The following is a 17,019-nucleotide window of genomic DNA, read 5'->3' on the forward strand; positions in this document are numbered from 1 at the left end:
TTTGACTTTGCCACTCTTCAGATGTACGGAGCTTGTTCAAAACTCAAATAGGATTCCTATATTTTTATCAGGTATTTCGTGAAATGGTATTACCTCATATCGTAACCAAACAAATTCGGGTCTACTTCTCCTAACTGCAACTCTGCCAAACCATATTCCGCCCATCGTTTCTCTACCATCGCCGCCACATCTGGGTCTGACTCCAAAGGCAAACCCCATTCATGGTCTGTTTCCGGCGGAATTTTTGTAGTTGCATCAATTCCCATACGTCCACCTAAGCCAATCTTCTCACTGGCAAAATCCAAGGTATCAAAAGGTGTATTCGGCAAAATAAAGACATCCCGCACTGGGTCAACTTTGGAACTAATTGCCCACACAACTTGACGCGGATCGCGAATATTTATGTCTTTATCCACAACAATTACAAATTTTGTGTACGTAAATTGTGGTAAAGCACTCCAAAACGCTAAAGCTGCCCGTCGCGCTTGTCCGGGATATGCTTTATCAATGGAAATAATCGCCGCTTTGTAACTCAAAGCTTCCATTGGTAGGAAGAAATCGACAATTTCTGATACTTGTTGCCGCAGTATGGGCGTATAAATGCGATTTAGTGCGATCGCCATCATCGCTTCTTCTTTAGGTGGACGACCGCTAAATGTTGTTAAGTAAATCGGATTTTTACGGTGTGTCATACACTCGAAGCGGATTAACGGCGAATCTTCCACGCCGCCGTAATAACCCATGTGGTCGCCAAAGGGCCCATCTGGTAAAACTTCCCCTGGTGTAATCGTCCCTTCCAAGACAAATTCGGAATCTGCGGGAACTTCCAAATCTACAGTTTTACATTTTGTCAACTGCACACCCGAACCGCCGTACAGTCCAGCAAACAGCCATTCTGATAAATCTACAGGTATGGGTGTCGCTGCTGCCATGATAATTAGAGGATCTACACCAAGTGCGATCGCAACTTCTAATTTTTTCCCACGTTCGGCCGCTTTTCGCAAATGCCTCGCTCCACCCCGTACCGATAACCAGTGAACCGTCATCGTATTCTGAGATTGTAGTTGCAAGCGATACACACCTACGTTTGGAGTACCCGTCTCACAATCTTTGGTAATTACCAGTCCTAGCGTGATAATCTTGCCAGCATCACCAATATAAGGACGTATCAAAGGCAACTTATGTAAATCTAAATCATTACCTTGAAGCACAACTTGCTGACAAGCAGGGAAAAAGTCCCGCCCTGGTTTCGCCTTCACCACATCAAACAATACTTTTGCAAAATCTATCGCTTGGGAAATCTTTTTCGGCGGTTTTGGCTGTTGCAGCATACTCAATTTTTTCCCCAGAGTTTCCAACTCCTCTGGATGCTGCATATTCATCGCCCAGCAAATCCTTTCCACAGTTCCCATCAAATTCACCGCCACCGGGAAGGAAGCACCTTTGACGTTTTCAAACAACAACCCTGGCCCACCTTTTTGCAGCATCAGGTTGGAAATCTCAGCAATTTCTAAATTTGGGTCAACTAAAGCTGAAATCCGCCGTAATTGTCCTCTTTCTTCTAGAATTTTAATAAATCCCCGCAAGTCTCTGGCCATTGTTCTAATAAAGCTGTTTATTTAAGAAGTGTGAAGCGCTTTATTATATTATTAGTCATTTGTGATTGGACATTGGGAAATATTTTTTCTTGTTCCAGTGTCCCCATCTCCCCATTTGCAAAATTGTTAGTTTTAATTGAAAATTAACCTATTTAGTAACTTTTCTTAACTGTGTTTTCTAAAGGATATAGTTATTGTATCTAGGGATACGCAATTATTTTTTACAAATAAGCGCTAACCTAATCAAACATGGCCAAAATATACTATACCTTCCTGGCAGGCGGCCTTGTTATCTGGCCACTGCTGGGTTTATTTATTATAAGCTGGGACTGGGGAGCATCTCAGTGAAAACAAATATACCAGATCAGAAACAAGATTTTTACTCCCTCTCCGAACCCACGCAGAGGTTTGGGTGAGGTTTTACAAGGCTTTTTAGACTCATTGAGATGCTTCCCTTGGACTCTGCCTTCCTTTTGGGTTTTTCTGAATTTTTGTGAGAATGAATTTGATTAATCTTCAAGATTATCAATAAAAAATGTTTTATAAATAATAATTTTTGCAACATCATTAAACTAAGAATACTATGGCTAAAATGTCGGAGATATTCAAGTAATAATGTTGACTTTACCAGTGTCAATATCGTAACAAGCGCCAACAATTTTTAGTTTACCTTCACGGAGCAATTTGGCTAAAATTGTTGAGCTTTCCTGCAATTTTTCAGTCTGATATTGAATATTGGCTATAACTACATCTTGCATATGATCACCTGTTCTTAACTTTACCCTTTCTACAGATGGTTTTATGCTCTCAATAATCAAACCAATTCTGCCAGGAAGTGGTTCGTTTTTGATTGCTTCTGCTACTGCACCACATCTTCTATGACCTAAAACCAGAATCAATTGCGAACCTAATACTGTTGTAGAATATTCCAGACTACCTATAACCGTGTCACTGACGACATTACCAGCAACTCGCACGACAAATAAATCTCCAAGTCCTTGATCGAAGACGATTTCCGCAGGTACTCTAGAATCTGCACAGCCTAATATGGAAGCAAAGGGATACTGAGCTTTAGCAACTAATCGCAAATGTTCTAATGATTGATCGGGATATTTACGTTTTTGATCGATAAATCTTTGATTACCATCCAGCAAGCGTCTGACGGCTTCATTTGGACTGATTAGATTAGGGTTAACTGGGTGAATATCAGCAACAGCAGTTTGCTCTGGATTCCAAAAACTATCCCTAAAAGCAGTAGCCGCAATACCTACAACACTAGCGAATTTTAAGAAATCACGTCGCCCGACAAATCCATTAATTCGACTCATCAATCTACCTGACAACAACAAAGCTGTTCTCAGGAAGATATCAAACTTAAGCAAGATCCAGGAGTACCTTATTACACGATTTAACAGTCATTTAATCTTCACATTGCATCGTAATTTATAACTTATATATTATATAGATTGACTATTATAGCAATCCGATTTGATTCTTGAACTTATTGCGTAGGCAGGGAGTAGGGAATGGGGAATCAGCCCTTTCGAGTTGTACGGAGTTTTTTCAAAAATCAAATAGGAGTCCTATATAGCGGTTCCCAGGTGAATAAAGTATACATATCAAAACCTCATCCCCAATCCCTCTCCTTACCAAAGAGAGGGGAGATAAAGCACAGCTTTATTGGGATGAGGTTAAGCTGTACCTGATTCTTATTAGAAAACACTATATGTGCCTCCAGTAAATTTGATATCATTTGTCAAGTTTAAAGCCAAGGTTAGCTATAACCAAGGCAGTTTTTCCGAAACATTAATGTTCTGATTACGAAAGAGTATAATTCCTGTCAAAAGCCAAAACGAGCTATTGTTTGTATTTCCTGTGTTTTTTGGGAATACTTTACACAGTACTGGCTATAGATATGACTTTTTTAAACAAAATAAACTGGATTTTCCTACGTAAAAATGCTCAAAATAGCTCTGGGATAGATCCGTCTGCTCCCGGACAACTACCTGTAGTGGTGAACAAACCTGCAACACCATCAATCCCCAAAAATCTTGCCGAATTAGAGCATGAAATGGAGTTACAAAGGCGGGTTCTCAAAACATCCCCTCAGCAACTGCATAGGAAAGCCAAGCGGGGTATAGGTAGTAGACTTATTTGGATAGCAATACTTATCGGCATTCCCGTTGGTGTAATTTGGGTGGCGAACCAGCCTTATCCGGTGATTCGTCGGCCGATGATGCTCCATGCGCCTTTTTTGTTGCTACCCAGTTATATCAGTATGGATAATCATTATCGGCAGGCGTTGGTATCAGTTGAGCAAGCTGAACAATTGATTGAAAAAGCTACTAGTCCTGCTGATTTGGCTTTGGGAGAACAGAAGCTACAAGAAACACAAAAACATCTAGATAAGTTACCAACCTCCTTTGTCAACGATTGGTCACAATACAGATATTGGTGGTATGACTCGCAGTTTAGCATCTACGGTTTTAATGCATTTCGGAGTAAAGTTGGGCAGCTAGAAGCTAAGGTTTTTCAGGAAAAGAATGCTCAGTCGTTGCTTACCGATAATATGCAGACCTTCTTAAATGCAAAACAGCAATATGAACGGGCTGCAACAGCAACTGATAAACAGACTGCAACAGCTGCTTGGCAAACGGCGCTTAATCAATTTGAGCAGATTCCTGGTCAAACTTTGGCAGGAAAAACTGTACAAAATCAACTAGATAATTATAAACGTGAGTTTGAGGAAGTTGTTGGATTGGCGGCGGGGAACGATCGCATCAGTGCCTTAATCACCGCAGCGCGGCAATTTTCCTGGCAAGCTGCCAAAGCTGGTCAAAATCCGCCGCACGCCGTAACTGAATGGCGACAGATAGAAAATTTGTGGATAGAGGCAATTGAGCGGCTCAAAGAAATTCCTGCAAAAGACGTGGCAGGTTATACCGAGGCACAGAAGTTATTAGCAATTTATGAGGCTAATTTAGGTCAAGTTAAGGTTAGGCGGCAAGCTGAGGCAGATGCTGTGGAGGCAATGGAATTAGCGCAGCGAGAAATCGAAAGTTTGCTGGCTTCAATTCCTGCTAATGCTAATGATGTGGAGCGCAATCGTGGTTTGAGCCAATTGCAAAGTATTATTAATCAATTAGAAAAGGTGCAAAATGGCACAACAGCTTATCTGAAAGCTCAAGAGTTACTACTATCGGCAAATAATAAACTAAAGCAACTACAGGTTAAATAAATGGTGGCGATCGCTTTGGTATGATCCACCTAGCTAACTATGTGTTTTCTGTTTGATTTCTAGCCAGTTGTGGTGAAGCGGTGACGATTGCGCTGCATCCACCTTAAGGTGGTTCGGAGAGCGTGGGCGTCAACAACTGGCCATTGGGTGGGATTTTTGAGACGGGAATCGATCCCTTGTAGAACTTTCTCAATTTCCCTGTAACCCTGCTGATATTTCAATTAAAACTGCAACAGAAAAATTTTGGATGCCAAATTGCCAAAAGCAATCAACATAATTACTAATTCGTAATTCGTAATTCGTAATTCGTAATTCGTCATAACTTACGCATTGACAAAGTAGGCGAAAAATGCAACAAGGGGAGCAAGAGAAAAATAGGCGATCGCTAGTTTGGGCTACGCCTACGCTAGTTACTAAAGATTTTAACCTGTTCGTAATTAAGAATTAAGAATTTTTAATCGGGGGTTTTGGCAGATCCGAATAATTTACGTTTTAGTCGCTTTTTCCTGAATGAATGTCCTGTTTTACCTCTCGACTAGCTGTAGATGTGATTAGAAAAGCAAGGATTATTGGGGAGAATTCTTTGAGCATCGAAAACGACGGTCGCGGCAGTGGCAGGAAGTGTTATAGCTTTTGTATTAGTTATAGATAGCGTAGGCGCAGCCCAACCTAGTCATCGCTATCGCCTGGTGAAGCTCCTATATTAAACTGGTGTTATGTTGAATGGGGCAAGAGTGATTAAAAAGGGTTAATGTCTCTTACCTACTCCCAGATATAGCTCACCCACTTTCGGGTCATTCAACAATTCTTCACCAGGGCCGGAGATCGCATCACGTCCCGACTCTAATACATATCCACGATTAGCCATCTCTAAAGCCTTACGGGCATTTTGTTCTACTAGTACGATCGCAGTACCCGCCTGATTAATTTGTTTAATCTGCTCAAAAACTTGTGTCACCAGCATGGGGGATAAAGCAGCAGATGGTTCATCCAAAATCAGTAAACTAGGTTCCAACATTAAAGCTTTGCCCATCGCTAGCATCTGGCGTTCTCCTCCAGAGAGAGTACCAGCGCGTTGACGACGGCGATCGCTCAGTCTGGGGAACATGGTAAATATTTTATCTTTAATTGGCTTCAGGGGAACGTTAAGCACAAAAGCACCCATCTCCAAGTTCTCTTCAACACTCAGAGAGGGGAAAACATTGGCGATTTGCGGTACGTAGCACATTCCTCGTTGGACGATTTGATTCGACTTTAGCCCCACGATATTTTCACCTTTGAAGGTAATTGTACCTGTGTGGGGGATCAAAAGCCCAAAAATTGCTTTTGCTAAGGTAGATTTACCTGCACCATTGGGGCCAATCACTGTTACCAATTCCCCTGGTGCAACCCGGAAATTCACACCTTGCAGGATATCTACATCTTTGATGTATCCAGCATGGACATTTTGAACATCTAGTAAATAGTCATTTGTCATTGGTCATTTGTCATTGATCATTTGTCATTTGTCAACAGTCAAGTCAAACATAACTATTGACTGTTGACTATGGACTATTACGGGGTTTTTTGCAACTCTGGTCGTTCTTCTGGAAGAATCGCCCCTTCTACAGGGCAAACTTGGACACAGATGCCACAGTCGATGCATGTGGCAAAGTCAATCCAGTACCAATCAGTGCCCTTGGCATTTTTGCCTGGGCCTTCATGAATACAAGCTACTGGACAAGCACCTACGCAGTCAGCGACACCTTCACAGACTTCTGTAACAATTGTGTGCGGCATGTTCTCGATTCCCTCTCTTCTGTATCGGCTATTTCTAGCCTAGCAGGGGAGTAAGGACACTTCGACATACTTCGACTGCGCTCAGTACAAGAAGCTCAGTGCATCGCTGGCGATTGGATATACCTCTGTCAAGGTAAGTCTGGATGCATCGGTGTCAACTTAAGCCTAAACACTCTATTTCCCGTTCTTTTAGATCCCCCAACCCCCTTTTTAAGGGGGCACTCGATTCTTATTGGTGTCAACTTAAGCTCAAACTCCTTTAAAACCTCGTTTCCAGGCAAAGGCTGGAAATGCATCTCCTGGTGGCTCTGCCGCTCTTCCTTGAGGCGGAGCCTCGCATAGGCATTCCCAGTCAGAGACGACTGGGAACGAGATAAAGGGAAGTACCTATTCAGCTAAATTAATCGCCGGATTCTTATTAAAAAATCCCCTTGGTATCAGCTTAAAGCCTATGCTGTGTGTTGGCATCACAGGCCAATCTTCCGATCGCGGAATATGAGTTAGGCCCATTGTGTACCACAGTACGATATCTTCACCCATCAAGGATTCATCGTCTGCAATATATTTTGGCAAACCCTGTCCGGCTTGAGTCTGGTTGGGATAATCTCCCCCAGCATAGAGTTCAGTAGGTTTATATTTTGTTACCCAGACGTGATGAGTCGCAAATTCTGCCCGTTGACGGATTTTTGAGCCTTCCACAGGGAAAAATATCGAATTTTCACCAGGCATTAACATATATCCAGGTGCAGCCCCTAAAGTATTCTTTTTGTCTGCACTAACAATCATCCATTCCCGACTGCTTTTCATATCCAAATCGCGCACAGCAGCCGTTTCTTTTGCTAGCGGGGCTTCTGCAACTGCGATCGCATTTCCTAATGGATTTTTATCATTTATCGGCAAAGCTTTGACATTCATTTCCATCACGGAATTAGCTTGACCATCGACATCGAAATCCAGGCGATAGTTGAAAAAGTGTTGGTGATTTACTCCGAAGATATTCTTAGCGATTAGCTGACCATAAAAATCATCCTCAGACTGCTTTTCGGCAGCCGTTCCCTGCGCCAGTACGATACCCGTTAATTCATTTTGGACTTCCAAAGTTCCATCTTGGTGAAAGATCCAATTGATACTGTAATCATAGTTATCAATGGCCGCAGTCATTGTCATCACTAATTCTCGACTGCGACGAACATCATTGCGCTGACTATTATACTCATAGTGCTTCCAAAGCATTCCGTTATCGCGCTCGTAAATACCAATAACCCCTGGCATCTTGTAAGGTTCTCCCTGCTCATTGGCAAATACAGCATTTAGCAACAAGCCGTTTTCGGGAATTTCCTTACCTAACTCCATCGTATTTGCTAGTAAACCAAGGTTATATTCTCCAACATCAAAGGCATTTCTAAATGACCAAGTAGGCTCAGGATCGCCATAAGGTACTACCATTTCTGATAGGCTAGCGCGGTATAAAACTGGTCGAATATTTTCCCCATCCTCGTGCGTCACTTGGTAGAGCATTAATCCATTACGAGGATGCATTAAATAGCGAAACTTCCAACCTTGCCAGCTAATTTCATGATCATTAATTTGGAAACTTGCACCATTTGGTTGGAGAATCTTCAATGCTTTAAGTGGTGAAAGTAATTTACCCAAAGATTTGATATCGTAGTTCCAATTTTCCTTTGAGAAAGGTACGTTTCCTCTGTCAACAAAACTGACGATTTTACCCGTGTTCAAATTGACTGTTGCTACAACTCCCTCAATCGGACTACCGTAATAGTTCCAGCCTTTGCCTTTGTAGTAAGATAAGCTCCGACAAAGACGATTACCTGTTGCTTCTTCCTGTTGACTCAGGATTCCTGGTGCCCACGAACTGATTTTGACTTGATCGAAATCGGTAATTCCCCGCCTTTGCATCGCTTTTTGCCATCGGGGATCGGCTTTGACTATCTGAATTGCCAGTTCATATTCGGAATTGACGATCGCAGATTGGACAGACGGTATTTCTTTCCAAGAACTTAAGGTTTTGCTTGTCAGATCAACAATTCCCTCAAAGGTTTTGTTTTGGGAGCGCTCAGAGATTACCAAAAAAGCTTTTCGCTGGAAGACTTTACCGGGTGTAAAATTTAAAACTTCTTTTTTATCTGGTTCTTGTAAAGCAATCAGTGGAAAAGCTGCCATTTCACTCAAAGTTTTTTCTCTTTTGATCAGCGAAACAGCTGTACTAATTTCTGCCTCTGTTAGCGAAGTGAGAGGATGGGAAATCGAAGGCTGTTGAGCCGTCGATATTCTCATTAATCCGAGTGAGATAGAAATGACGACAATGATGGGAATAGCTAGCCACAAAAAACGCTTTAACCGCTTAGTCATCTTTTACATTTTTACAAAAGACGTATAGTTATCTATTTCCAAGCCAAAGCCTGAAAACCGATAAATTAAGAAGTTAATTTGCCAATAATCGTCAAATTTCTCACGATAAAACCACAGATAACTTATCTGTGGTTTTAAATACTAAACTAGGATTTTTGCGGCAAAGACAGACTTTATCTGTGTAGCCGCGAATTCCATTCGCCATTGCTCAATTTGACACTACCCATGTATCTGTCAAATTATTTATTGAAATTGGTATTACTCCTTCAGTCTTTACCCTATGCCTTATTAAGCAGAAACTAAACGGCGTAAAGATTCAGCACGACGTTTAGCAGTAGAGTTATTTGGAGCAAGTTTTAGTGCTTCTTCGTAAGTTTGTAAAGCCTGAGTAGTTAATTTTTTTTTCTCGTAAGCATGACCGAGATTATTCAACCCTGTTACGTAGTCTGGTTTAGATTTTAGGGCTTCTTTATACTGACGAATTGCTAAGTCATATTGCTCTTGAGTAAAATAAATATAACCCAGCCCGTTGTAAATGGGGGCGATATTTTCTTCTCCCTCTTCTTCGGCAGCTTTCAGAGCTTTTTGAAACAGCGCGATCCCTTGGGAATACATTTTTTTTTCTGAATAAATACTGGCTAACTCATAATATTCTTGAGTCGTGCCCTTTTCTTTCTCTAACTTCTTTCGCAATTTTCCAAAAGAGCCTTCAATCTTGCGAGTTTTGAAAATCTGGCGCAAAACACCCACGGCTGCAAGTGTGAGCAAACCCACTAAAATTGAGAGATAAACAACGGCTAGACTGTTATCCATTGCTGTAAATACAAATATTAAAAGTTGGTTCTGTAATCTATTATCAGCCTATTGTCATTTGTCCTTTGTTATTCACTAATGACTAATGACTAATGACAAACTTACGGTAAACCCCAATATTGAGAGCGTTGCTGGAGCCAACCTTCTGCTAAGTAACGAGCGATCGCTTGATTCACATTTCGTCTTAATTCATCGTACTGCAATCCCTTGGGCATGACTACAGACAAGGGTTCAGTTGATAGCTTAGTTGGGAGTAGCCGATATTTCGGATATTGTTGCACCCAACCGCTCAGAACGCTAGCATCTGCGGCAAAGGCTACGGCCGTATTACTTTCTATTTTCTCTCGCGCTTCGTCATAGGAATCAACTCCTACTAACTCGGCTCTTGGCACATAGTACCGCACTTTCGCAATGGTGCTGGAGTTATTCAATACGGCAATTTTTTGTTTTGCCAAATCACTCAACTGCTGCACAGAGGCATCTTTTGTAACTAATACAGTGCCATCCAAATAGTAGGGAACACTGAAACTAACTATGCGGGCGCGTGACTCAGTAGCAGTGACTCTAGCGATCGCAAAATCAACTTTCTTGTCTAAGACTACAGACAGGCGATCGCGATTCGCTACTGGTTTAAACTTGACAGCCTTGGCTTTACCAACCAAATCAACTGTCAAGCGCTGTGCTAAGTCAATTTCCAAGCCCTGCAAATTGCCACTAGCATCTCTAAATCCCAAGGGACGCAAGTTATCCTTAACGGCAACAGTTAGATAGCCTCGCTGCTGAATTTCTGCCATTTCGGCAGCAGATGCAGTTAATCCTGTCCCCATTATGTAAAAGCAAAAAATCCAAAAAACAGTGGCGGATAATACCAGATGTAACCGAGTAATTACTTGCCATCTGCTACATCCGTTATACATCCGTTGCCACCTTTATCCTTTAGCTTGATTTGCCAATTCAGCAACTTTGCCGAAGCTAGCTGGATCGAGGACTGCCAATTGCGCCAACATCTTGCGATTTAGTAGGATATCAGCTTTTTTCAAGTTACCGATTAACTGGCTGTAACTCAAGCCGTGTTGCCTTGCAGCAGCGTTGATCCGGGTGATCCAAAGGCGACGGAAATCGCGCTTTTTCTTTTTGCGATCGCGGTAGGCACTGCGTAGTGCCTTCATCACTTGTTGGTTAGCAGTTCTAAACAGAGTTGAATGGGAACCGCGAAAACCTTTAGCTAGTTTGAGAATTTTATTGCGGCGCTTCCGAGCTACATTACCGCGTTTTACCCGTGTCATAACTTATTTCCTGAAATACTTACAAATATGGGAGCATCAAACGCACGTTAAGTTCATCGCGTTCATGTACAAGTGTACTCTGGCGCAGGCTACGCTTCTTGTTGGAAGATTTGTGCTCTAAAAGGTGGCTTTTGAAAGCTTTACGCCGGACGATTTTGCCGGTGCCGGTGGCACGGAATCGCTTCGCTGCGGCTTTACGAGTCTTTAGTTTAGGCATGGTTTAGCTTTAATTCGACACGATCCATAATTATATACTAAAAAAAATGCTTGAATGGCAATTAAATAAGGGATTCAACTTTTACCCCGTAAGTCCGCCACTGAGTTTACTGGGAATTCAGTGGCGGGATATTCGGATTGTAGCTTGCTTCTCCCTTGGCGTAGCGTCCCGTAGGCAAGAAGTACCTTCTACGCGTTGCAAAATATGAATCAAGCGATCGCCCCGCAGTGCCACTGAGCCATACTTGAGATACAGAAGTTTACAAAGTGTCCCGTTTTGCAGATATCCCGGCTGAACCCCATATTTTACCAGGAGGCGATCACCTTCGATAATTGCGTTCTTGATATTGTGCCGTTGCTCGTCGGTTTGCATTGCCAACATTGGCCCAAAACATTTGTTACTCTCTTAACTGAAGTCTTAGTAGATTGATCAATTGTTGTAAAGTGATTTTGAAGAGTCAGTGAGCGCCCAAGGCATTGAGCAAAATTTTAATTTAAGTATTTGTTAGTAAAATGGAACCTGAATTCAACTTTTTTCAGCAGTGGTATCCCCTCTCACCAGTCGAAGATTTAGTCTTAGAGCAACCTACTTCAGTGACACTTTTGGGACTGCGTTTAGTTATCTGGAAACCCAAATCATCTCAAACTTTTCGGGTGTTTTTAGATCAATGTCCTCACCGCCTTGCACCCCTAAGTGAGGGGCGCATTGATGACAAAACAGGGAATTTAATGTGTAGCTATCATGGTTGGCAATTTGATCAGCAAGGACTTTGTACTCATATTCCCCAAGCAGAAAATCCAGAACTTGTGAGTAAGAATAAAGAAAATCTGTGTGCTGTAGCACTACCAGTTCGTCAGGAACAGGATTTACTCTGGGTTTGGCCAGATGCCAAATCAAGCGAACAAGCTGCTAATACACTCTTACCTTTATCACCGCAAATAGATGCGACTATTGGCTTTGTTTGGTCTTCTTATGTACGGGATTTAGAATATGACTGGCAAACCCTTGTAGAAAATGTAGCAGATCCTAGTCATGTTCCTTTTGCTCATCACGGCGTGCAGGGCGATCGCTCAAAAGCAATACCTATACCAATTAAAATTGTGCAATCTTCACCAAATTTGATTGAAGCGGCAACAATTGGGAGATTTGAAACAACAATCACTTTTGAACCACCTTGTCGCTTGGAGTATGCAATCAAGTTTGGTAACTCTGAAAAGCAGGTTGGACTTGTCACTTATTGTATACCAGTATCTCCTGGTAAATCTCGGATTGTTGCTCAGTTTCCCCGTAACTTTGCCAAAACACTCCATCGTCTTAGACCCCGTTGGTGGGATCATATTAGCGAACGCAATCAAGTTATTGATGGAGATATGGTTCTTCTCCAGCAGCAAGAGTATTTTCTACAACAGACACAATCGACCCCTAGCTGGAAAACTTCCTATCAACTACCTACAAGTGCAGATAGGCTAGTGATTGAGTATAGGAATTGGTTTGATAAATATTGTCAAGGACAGCTACCCTGGAATCAAGTAGGAATAAGTGTTCCAGAAATCAGGAATCTAAATAACAATCGAGAACAAGTTTTGGATCGCTACAAACAGCATACGCAGCATTGTAGTAGCTGTCGGCGGGCGCTAAAAGTTGTGCAACGCTTGCAGGCAGGGCTTTTGATCTACTTTGCTATTACTGTTTGTGCTGTTGCTCTCCTTCCTGACACTTTAAAAGTTAAGCTGGGTTTACCCCTAACTGTGACAGCCCTACTAAGTTTAGGAGCTTACGCTTGGTTGAAATTCTGGCTTAGTCCGAGGTTTTACTTTGTAGACTATATCCATGCACAAAGATAGGGGTCAATGATTTGGGTGTAATATACCAGCTGACACCAAGGGCAAGATAGCTTCAAATGCTTATTTAGTAAGTTTACAGTTGACAAATATGTAGTTTTATTTACCACGTTGCCGCCCATTCTTACGAATATGAGTTGATTCACACCTTGGACATTTCATAGCGATGTCTACGACGGGCTACGCCTACGCCCTAATTCATATTTCTATTCTGCAACGCCCCTTCTACTTCTCTACGAGACGAGACGTGAACGTTGCACTCGCAATGACGACATATCGTAAATAATTAGGCGGACGTAATATTACCAACTAGAAGCAGGGAAGAAGAATAAAGATACTGGATCAGGGTTTTAGTCTTAAGTTGACACTAATGACCAGCTATATGCTAATATTTCATGGCATTATGTTAAAAAACTTTGCCTAGAATCAAAGAGTCGCCAACCCATGAGTTTAGCTGTAATTAAGTTCTCTTCAGAAGAGTGCGGCATTTGCCACAAAATGTCTTTTTATGACAAAAAGGTGGCTGAAGAACTGGGTTTAGAATTTATCGATGTCAAAATGCAGGATACGGCTGCTTACCGCAAGTATCGCAAGATTTTATTAACTCAGTATCCCGATAAATCAGAAATGGGATGGCCTACTTACATTCTCTGCAATTCTCCAGAAGGGGAATTTCAAATTGTGGGTGAGGTAAAAGGAGGTCATCCGAAAGGCGAGTTTAGAAGCCGTCTTCAAGAGGTTCTAAATTCCACAGCTAATCAGAACTAATTAGACATAGGCGTGAAAAAAATGTAGAGACGTAGCAGTGCTACGTTTCTACAAGGCTTCTGGATTAGGCATATTTAATTTTTGGAGATGTCTATTACCTCAAAAGATTTAACCTCCAGGACAGGGCCAATCATGGCAGCTGTCATGACATCTTCACGTACCTGTCCTTTGACTTTTGCTTTTTGTCCAGCTTTGAGTAAATCTTTGTCAGCCCCTCTGAGGATTTCGTAAGTAACGCCCTCTTCTGTAACTAACGCCCATGCGCCTGTGCCAATATCACGGCGTTCGATTGTACCTGTAAGTGTAATGCTCATAACAGTTCTGAGTGCTGAGTGGGGGAGTTAGGAGAGACGCGATTAATCGCGTCTGTACAGGAGTTGGGAGAGACGCGATTAATCGCGTCTGTACAGGAATGAGGAGAGACGCGATTAATCGCGTCTGTACAGGAGTTAGGAGAGACGCGATTAATCGCGTCTGTACAGGAGTTAGGAGTTATAAAAATTTATTCCCCATGCCCCATGCCCCATGCCCCATGCCCCATGCCCCATGCCCCATACCCCATACCAATTTATGCTATTTTTTCTTCGTTTTTCAATGCCAAACGAGCAAGCCCATAACAGATTAGGGCATTGGCGATCAGGAATAGGCGTGCTAAATGACCACTTCCCAAACCCCAAACTGCTGGATCGAAAAATGCACTTACTGTCAAGCACGCTGCTACACCTAAAGTTGAACCAATGGCAAACCATTTCCAACTAGGATGTCCCAGCAGCAATGCCATTAAGACAATAGGAATCAGTACGCTAGCAAACAGGGGATTTAACGCATCAGTTCCCTGGAGGCTACTGCCTAGTTCGGGAATTGAACTGCCCAAAACCCGGAAAGGCCATTGGGGAAGATCAAAAATATAGATTCCCTTGAGGAAGAATAATCCAGAACTGCCAGCAATTAAGCCGCTAGATAAAGACCAACTCCAAGTAAAGGGAAAGTAAACCCGTAAAAACCAAGCTAGCAAATAGGAACCAACTACCATTAAAATCTTAGGTAACAGTGCGATCGCACCACCATCAATCCAAAAGCCGGGGTTAAGATAGCCGTTATCGCGTAACCACCGAAAGAAATCTGTGAAACTGATTTGCCCCGCAAAGGCTAGCTTTACTGCTGCTTCTGCATTCAGGTGTCCAGCGCCATAATAGTTCAAACCATCATCCTGGATAACTCGCGCTGACTGCTTAAGGACTTTTAAAACTTCATCTGGTTCTTTGATGCCAGCAGCTTTGATTAATGCCGCAACACCCGCAACGTGGGGAGCAGCCATGCTTGTACCCTGGAAGCCCAGAAATACGCCTTCACCGTTTTCGTCGATAGTTTCTTGGAGAATCTTACCAGCTTCACTACCACCAGGAGCCGAGATATCTACCCCCGCACCAAAGTTAGAATAGGGTGCTCTTTCCCCATCTGGGCCAATTGCCGAAACGCCGATGACGTAGGGATAACGGGCTGGATAGCTTGCCCCATTAGTGTTTTCATTCCCGGCTGCGGCAATAATAACTACACCTTTTCTATGGGCATAGTCGATCGCTTCTTTCATCAATTTGCTTTCACCACCACCGCCTAAGCTCATATTAATCACATCTGCGCCTTTATCAGCAGCAAATTTAATCGCTTCGGCAATATCGGCAACAGTACCGCCACCATAAGAACTTAGTACCTTCAGGGGCATCAGACTGGCTTCATAGGCAATTCCAGCGACGCCATATTTATTATTTGTAGCCTGGGCAATAGTTCCGGCAACATGAGTACCGTGGCCGTTATCGTCTTTGGCTTCTTCTCGGTCGTTAACAAAATCATAGCCTTTGACGAATTTTGTCTCATACAAGTCCCGCACCTTGGTAATACCGGTGTCAATCACTGCAACTGTGATGCCATTACCTTTGGTTTGACTCCATGCGCCTTCAACGCCGATTTGGTGCAAGTTCCACTGCTTGCTGTAATATTGGTCATTGGGGCCAGTTAATGAAGGACTTGCTTCATCATCTTCTTGGGGTCTCAAAAATTCTCCCAGCCAAGCTACTTCACCGGGTTGTGGAATCTTCCTGTAAATATAATTCGGTTCAATGAATTCTGTAGCTTGGGCAAATTGAGATTTTTTCAGTTCTTGGAGTCGCTGGCGATCGCCTTTGACAATATACACATGATCTTTTTTGGAAAACTTGTTGTCTAATTGGGGTGTAACGTTGTATTGTTTGGCGATCGCTTGTAAATTCTGTTCCACCACAAGTGATGGAATATCTTCCCGAAAATCAAGCAAAATCGTCTCAAACTCTCCTTTACCTGCCAGTCCCTGGAAATTCAGGAAACCAAATATGGCAGAAACAAGCCCAATGACAAACAAGCACAATAATATAAGCTTTCTCATATTAACTCATCACCGCTTTTTGCCAGATTGCTCACTACCATAACTTATCTGCATCCTTTATTGGAAGATTTTGCACTTTTAGTTACAAGTTTCACTCAGGACTTTTTTAAACGATGGAACGTGGTCTTTTGTGGTTTCCCCTGTTAGTAATGTTTTTCTGGTTGGCTTGGCAAGGCTCGAAGGAGTATCAAAAAGTTGAAGCCTATCGCGCTTGGGCAGAGCAATTTGAACGGGCTAAGTACGATATTTATTCAGTATTAGGTCAAAAAGGCAACAATCTAACTTGGGGAAAACCCACGCCTAAAGGGCCTATTAAACTAGAAACATTCTCTTTGCTTGATGTTAAACAAATCCACCTTTTAGTAGATGATAAACAAGTAGATTTGGAAAGGATACCGGAGAAAGGTCGTTCTATAGAGTTAGAATTTCTATTTTCCGAATCTACTAACTCAGTGCGGGTTCCGTTTACAGAAATCCCTTTGGCAGCAGAATGGGGTAAGTTTTTGCAGGGGGTATTACCAGACTTGCGATCGGAATCACAGCAGTAGTTAAACTAGAAAATACAAGTTCTTGTTGAAGAAGAATACATTCGTCAGAATACATTCGTCAAAATCAAGACGCTCGCGGACACGAGAAAGCGTGACGCTATCAGTCGGGGATTGGGACCCGCGACTACGAAAGTTGACCACC

General features: G+C 42.4%; 17 protein-coding genes. 5 read left to right on the forward strand and 12 right to left on the reverse strand.

What is annotated here, in order from left to right:
* Positions 1–89: 89 nt before the first annotated feature.
* Positions 90–1,598: a UbiD family decarboxylase gene (locus PUQ00_RS17285; protein WP_300418886.1), complete on the reverse strand. Its 1,509-nt coding sequence runs from the start codon at positions 1,596–1,598 to the stop codon at positions 90–92.
* 605 nt (positions 1,599–2,203) lie between these two features.
* Entirely contained in the window at positions 2,204–2,926 is a 723-nt protein-coding gene (locus PUQ00_RS17290) for a carbonic anhydrase (protein WP_300418888.1), read from the reverse strand.
* A gap of 587 nt (positions 2,927–3,513) precedes the next feature.
* On the opposite strand from PUQ00_RS17290, the gene PUQ00_RS17295 reads away from it, so the two are divergent.
* Positions 3,514–4,836, forward strand: a complete 1,323-nt coding sequence (locus PUQ00_RS17295; RefSeq protein WP_300418889.1) for a hypothetical protein — start codon at positions 3,514–3,516, stop codon at positions 4,834–4,836.
* Between the two features lie 748 nt (positions 4,837–5,584).
* Here PUQ00_RS17295 and PUQ00_RS17300 read toward each other — a convergent pair.
* The 8 genes from PUQ00_RS17300 to PUQ00_RS17335 all read right to left on the reverse strand — a co-directional run bounded on the left by PUQ00_RS17300 (position 5,585) and on the right by PUQ00_RS17335 (position 11,673).
* The gene (locus tag PUQ00_RS17300; protein WP_300418891.1) at positions 5,585–6,313 is read right to left on the reverse strand and encodes an ABC transporter ATP-binding protein; all 729 of its coding nucleotides are present in this window, start codon (positions 6,311–6,313) and stop codon (positions 5,585–5,587) included.
* Positions 6,314–6,390: 77 nt separating this feature from the next.
* On the reverse strand, positions 6,391–6,615 hold the full coding sequence (locus tag PUQ00_RS17305) for a ferredoxin family protein (protein ID WP_300418893.1): 225 nt from the start codon (positions 6,613–6,615) through the stop codon (positions 6,391–6,393).
* A gap of 387 nt (positions 6,616–7,002) precedes the next feature.
* Positions 7,003–8,985: a primary-amine oxidase gene (locus PUQ00_RS17310; RefSeq protein WP_300418895.1), complete on the reverse strand. Its 1,983-nt coding sequence runs from the start codon at positions 8,983–8,985 to the stop codon at positions 7,003–7,005.
* 288 nt (positions 8,986–9,273) lie between these two features.
* The gene (locus PUQ00_RS17315) at positions 9,274–9,798 is read right to left on the reverse strand and encodes a tetratricopeptide repeat protein (protein ID WP_300418896.1); all 525 of its coding nucleotides are present in this window, start codon (positions 9,796–9,798) and stop codon (positions 9,274–9,276) included.
* A 101-nt stretch (positions 9,799–9,899) separates the two neighbouring features.
* Positions 9,900–10,715 (reverse strand): transporter substrate-binding domain-containing protein, encoded by an 816-nt coding sequence (locus PUQ00_RS17320; RefSeq protein WP_300418898.1) that lies wholly within the window; start codon positions 10,713–10,715, stop codon positions 9,900–9,902.
* A gap of 12 nt (positions 10,716–10,727) precedes the next feature.
* A complete protein-coding gene (gene rplT / locus PUQ00_RS17325; RefSeq protein WP_229545555.1) occupies positions 10,728–11,084 on the reverse strand; it encodes a 50S ribosomal protein L20 in 357 nt (118 codons plus the stop codon).
* A 19-nt stretch (positions 11,085–11,103) separates the two neighbouring features.
* Positions 11,104–11,301 (reverse strand): 50S ribosomal protein L35, encoded by a 198-nt coding sequence (gene rpmI / locus PUQ00_RS17330; RefSeq protein ID WP_292760699.1) that lies wholly within the window; start codon positions 11,299–11,301, stop codon positions 11,104–11,106.
* A 117-nt stretch (positions 11,302–11,418) separates the two neighbouring features.
* Entirely contained in the window at positions 11,419–11,673 is a 255-nt protein-coding gene (locus PUQ00_RS17335) for a hypothetical protein (RefSeq protein WP_300418901.1), read from the reverse strand.
* Positions 11,674–11,813: 140 nt separating this feature from the next.
* On the opposite strand from PUQ00_RS17335, the gene PUQ00_RS17340 reads away from it, so the two are divergent.
* Positions 11,814–13,145 carry a Rieske 2Fe-2S domain-containing protein gene (locus tag PUQ00_RS17340; protein ID WP_300418903.1) on the forward strand — a complete coding sequence of 444 codons (1,332 nt, stop codon included), beginning with the start codon at positions 11,814–11,816 and terminating at the stop codon, positions 13,143–13,145.
* Between the two features lie 441 nt (positions 13,146–13,586).
* Positions 13,587–13,910 carry a thioredoxin family protein gene (locus PUQ00_RS17345; RefSeq protein ID WP_292800934.1) on the forward strand — a complete coding sequence of 108 codons (324 nt, stop codon included), beginning with the start codon at positions 13,587–13,589 and terminating at the stop codon, positions 13,908–13,910.
* Positions 13,911–13,984: 74 nt separating this feature from the next.
* Here PUQ00_RS17345 and PUQ00_RS17350 read toward each other — a convergent pair whose 3' ends face one another.
* Positions 13,985–14,224: a hypothetical protein gene (locus PUQ00_RS17350; protein WP_300418905.1), complete on the reverse strand. Its 240-nt coding sequence runs from the start codon at positions 14,222–14,224 to the stop codon at positions 13,985–13,987.
* Positions 14,225–14,235: 11 nt separating this feature from the next.
* Here PUQ00_RS17350 and PUQ00_RS17355 point away from each other — a divergent pair, with 11 nt between their 5' ends.
* Entirely contained in the window at positions 14,236–14,535 is a 300-nt protein-coding gene (locus PUQ00_RS17355) for a hypothetical protein (RefSeq protein WP_300418907.1), read from the forward strand.
* Here PUQ00_RS17355 and PUQ00_RS17360 read toward each other — a convergent pair.
* A complete protein-coding gene (locus PUQ00_RS17360) occupies positions 14,479–16,329 on the reverse strand; it encodes a S8 family peptidase (RefSeq protein WP_300418909.1) in 1,851 nt (616 codons plus the stop codon). The two genes, PUQ00_RS17355 and PUQ00_RS17360, sit on opposite strands and share 57 nt — an antisense overlap.
* A 113-nt stretch (positions 16,330–16,442) precedes the next feature.
* Here PUQ00_RS17360 and PUQ00_RS17365 point away from each other — a divergent pair, with 113 nt between their 5' ends.
* The gene (locus tag PUQ00_RS17365) at positions 16,443–16,877 is read left to right on the forward strand and encodes a hypothetical protein (RefSeq protein ID WP_300418911.1); all 435 of its coding nucleotides are present in this window, start codon (positions 16,443–16,445) and stop codon (positions 16,875–16,877) included.
* The last annotated feature ends 142 nt before the right edge of the window (positions 16,878–17,019 follow it).

Source organism: Nostoc sp. S13 (assembly GCF_029379315.1).
GTDB lineage: Bacteria > Cyanobacteriota > Cyanobacteriia > Cyanobacteriales > Nostocaceae > Nostoc.

Coding starts and splice junctions, on each gene's coding strand:
- PUQ00_RS17335 (WP_300418901.1), bottom strand. CDS start 11,673: ATGCAAACCGACGAGCAACGGCACAATATCAAGAACGCAATTATCGAA.
- PUQ00_RS17350 (WP_300418905.1), bottom strand. CDS start 14,224: ATGAGCATTACACTTACAGGTACAATCGAACGCCGTGATATTGGCACA.
- PUQ00_RS17345 (WP_292800934.1), top strand. CDS start 13,587: ATGAGTTTAGCTGTAATTAAGTTCTCTTCAGAAGAGTGCGGCATTTGC.
- PUQ00_RS17320 (WP_300418898.1), bottom strand. CDS start 10,715: ATGTATAACGGATGTAGCAGATGGCAAGTAATTACTCGGTTACATCTG.
- PUQ00_RS17285 (WP_300418886.1), bottom strand. CDS start 1,598: ATGGCCAGAGACTTGCGGGGATTTATTAAAATTCTAGAAGAAAGAGGA.
- PUQ00_RS17365 (WP_300418911.1), top strand. CDS start 16,443: ATGGAACGTGGTCTTTTGTGGTTTCCCCTGTTAGTAATGTTTTTCTGG.
- PUQ00_RS17340 (WP_300418903.1), top strand. CDS start 11,814: ATGGAACCTGAATTCAACTTTTTTCAGCAGTGGTATCCCCTCTCACCA.
- rplT (WP_229545555.1), bottom strand. CDS start 11,084: ATGACACGGGTAAAACGCGGTAATGTAGCTCGGAAGCGCCGCAATAAA.
- PUQ00_RS17360 (WP_300418909.1), bottom strand. CDS start 16,329: ATGAGAAAGCTTATATTATTGTGCTTGTTTGTCATTGGGCTTGTTTCT.
- PUQ00_RS17315 (WP_300418896.1), bottom strand. CDS start 9,798: ATGGATAACAGTCTAGCCGTTGTTTATCTCTCAATTTTAGTGGGTTTG.
- PUQ00_RS17305 (WP_300418893.1), bottom strand. CDS start 6,615: ATGCCGCACACAATTGTTACAGAAGTCTGTGAAGGTGTCGCTGACTGC.
- PUQ00_RS17290 (WP_300418888.1), bottom strand. CDS start 2,926: ATGAGTCGAATTAATGGATTTGTCGGGCGACGTGATTTCTTAAAATTC.
- PUQ00_RS17310 (WP_300418895.1), bottom strand. CDS start 8,985: ATGACTAAGCGGTTAAAGCGTTTTTTGTGGCTAGCTATTCCCATCATT.
- PUQ00_RS17295 (WP_300418889.1), top strand. CDS start 3,514: ATGACTTTTTTAAACAAAATAAACTGGATTTTCCTACGTAAAAATGCT.
- rpmI (WP_292760699.1), bottom strand. CDS start 11,301: ATGCCTAAACTAAAGACTCGTAAAGCCGCAGCGAAGCGATTCCGTGCC.
- PUQ00_RS17300 (WP_300418891.1), bottom strand. CDS start 6,313: ATGACAAATGACTATTTACTAGATGTTCAAAATGTCCATGCTGGATAC.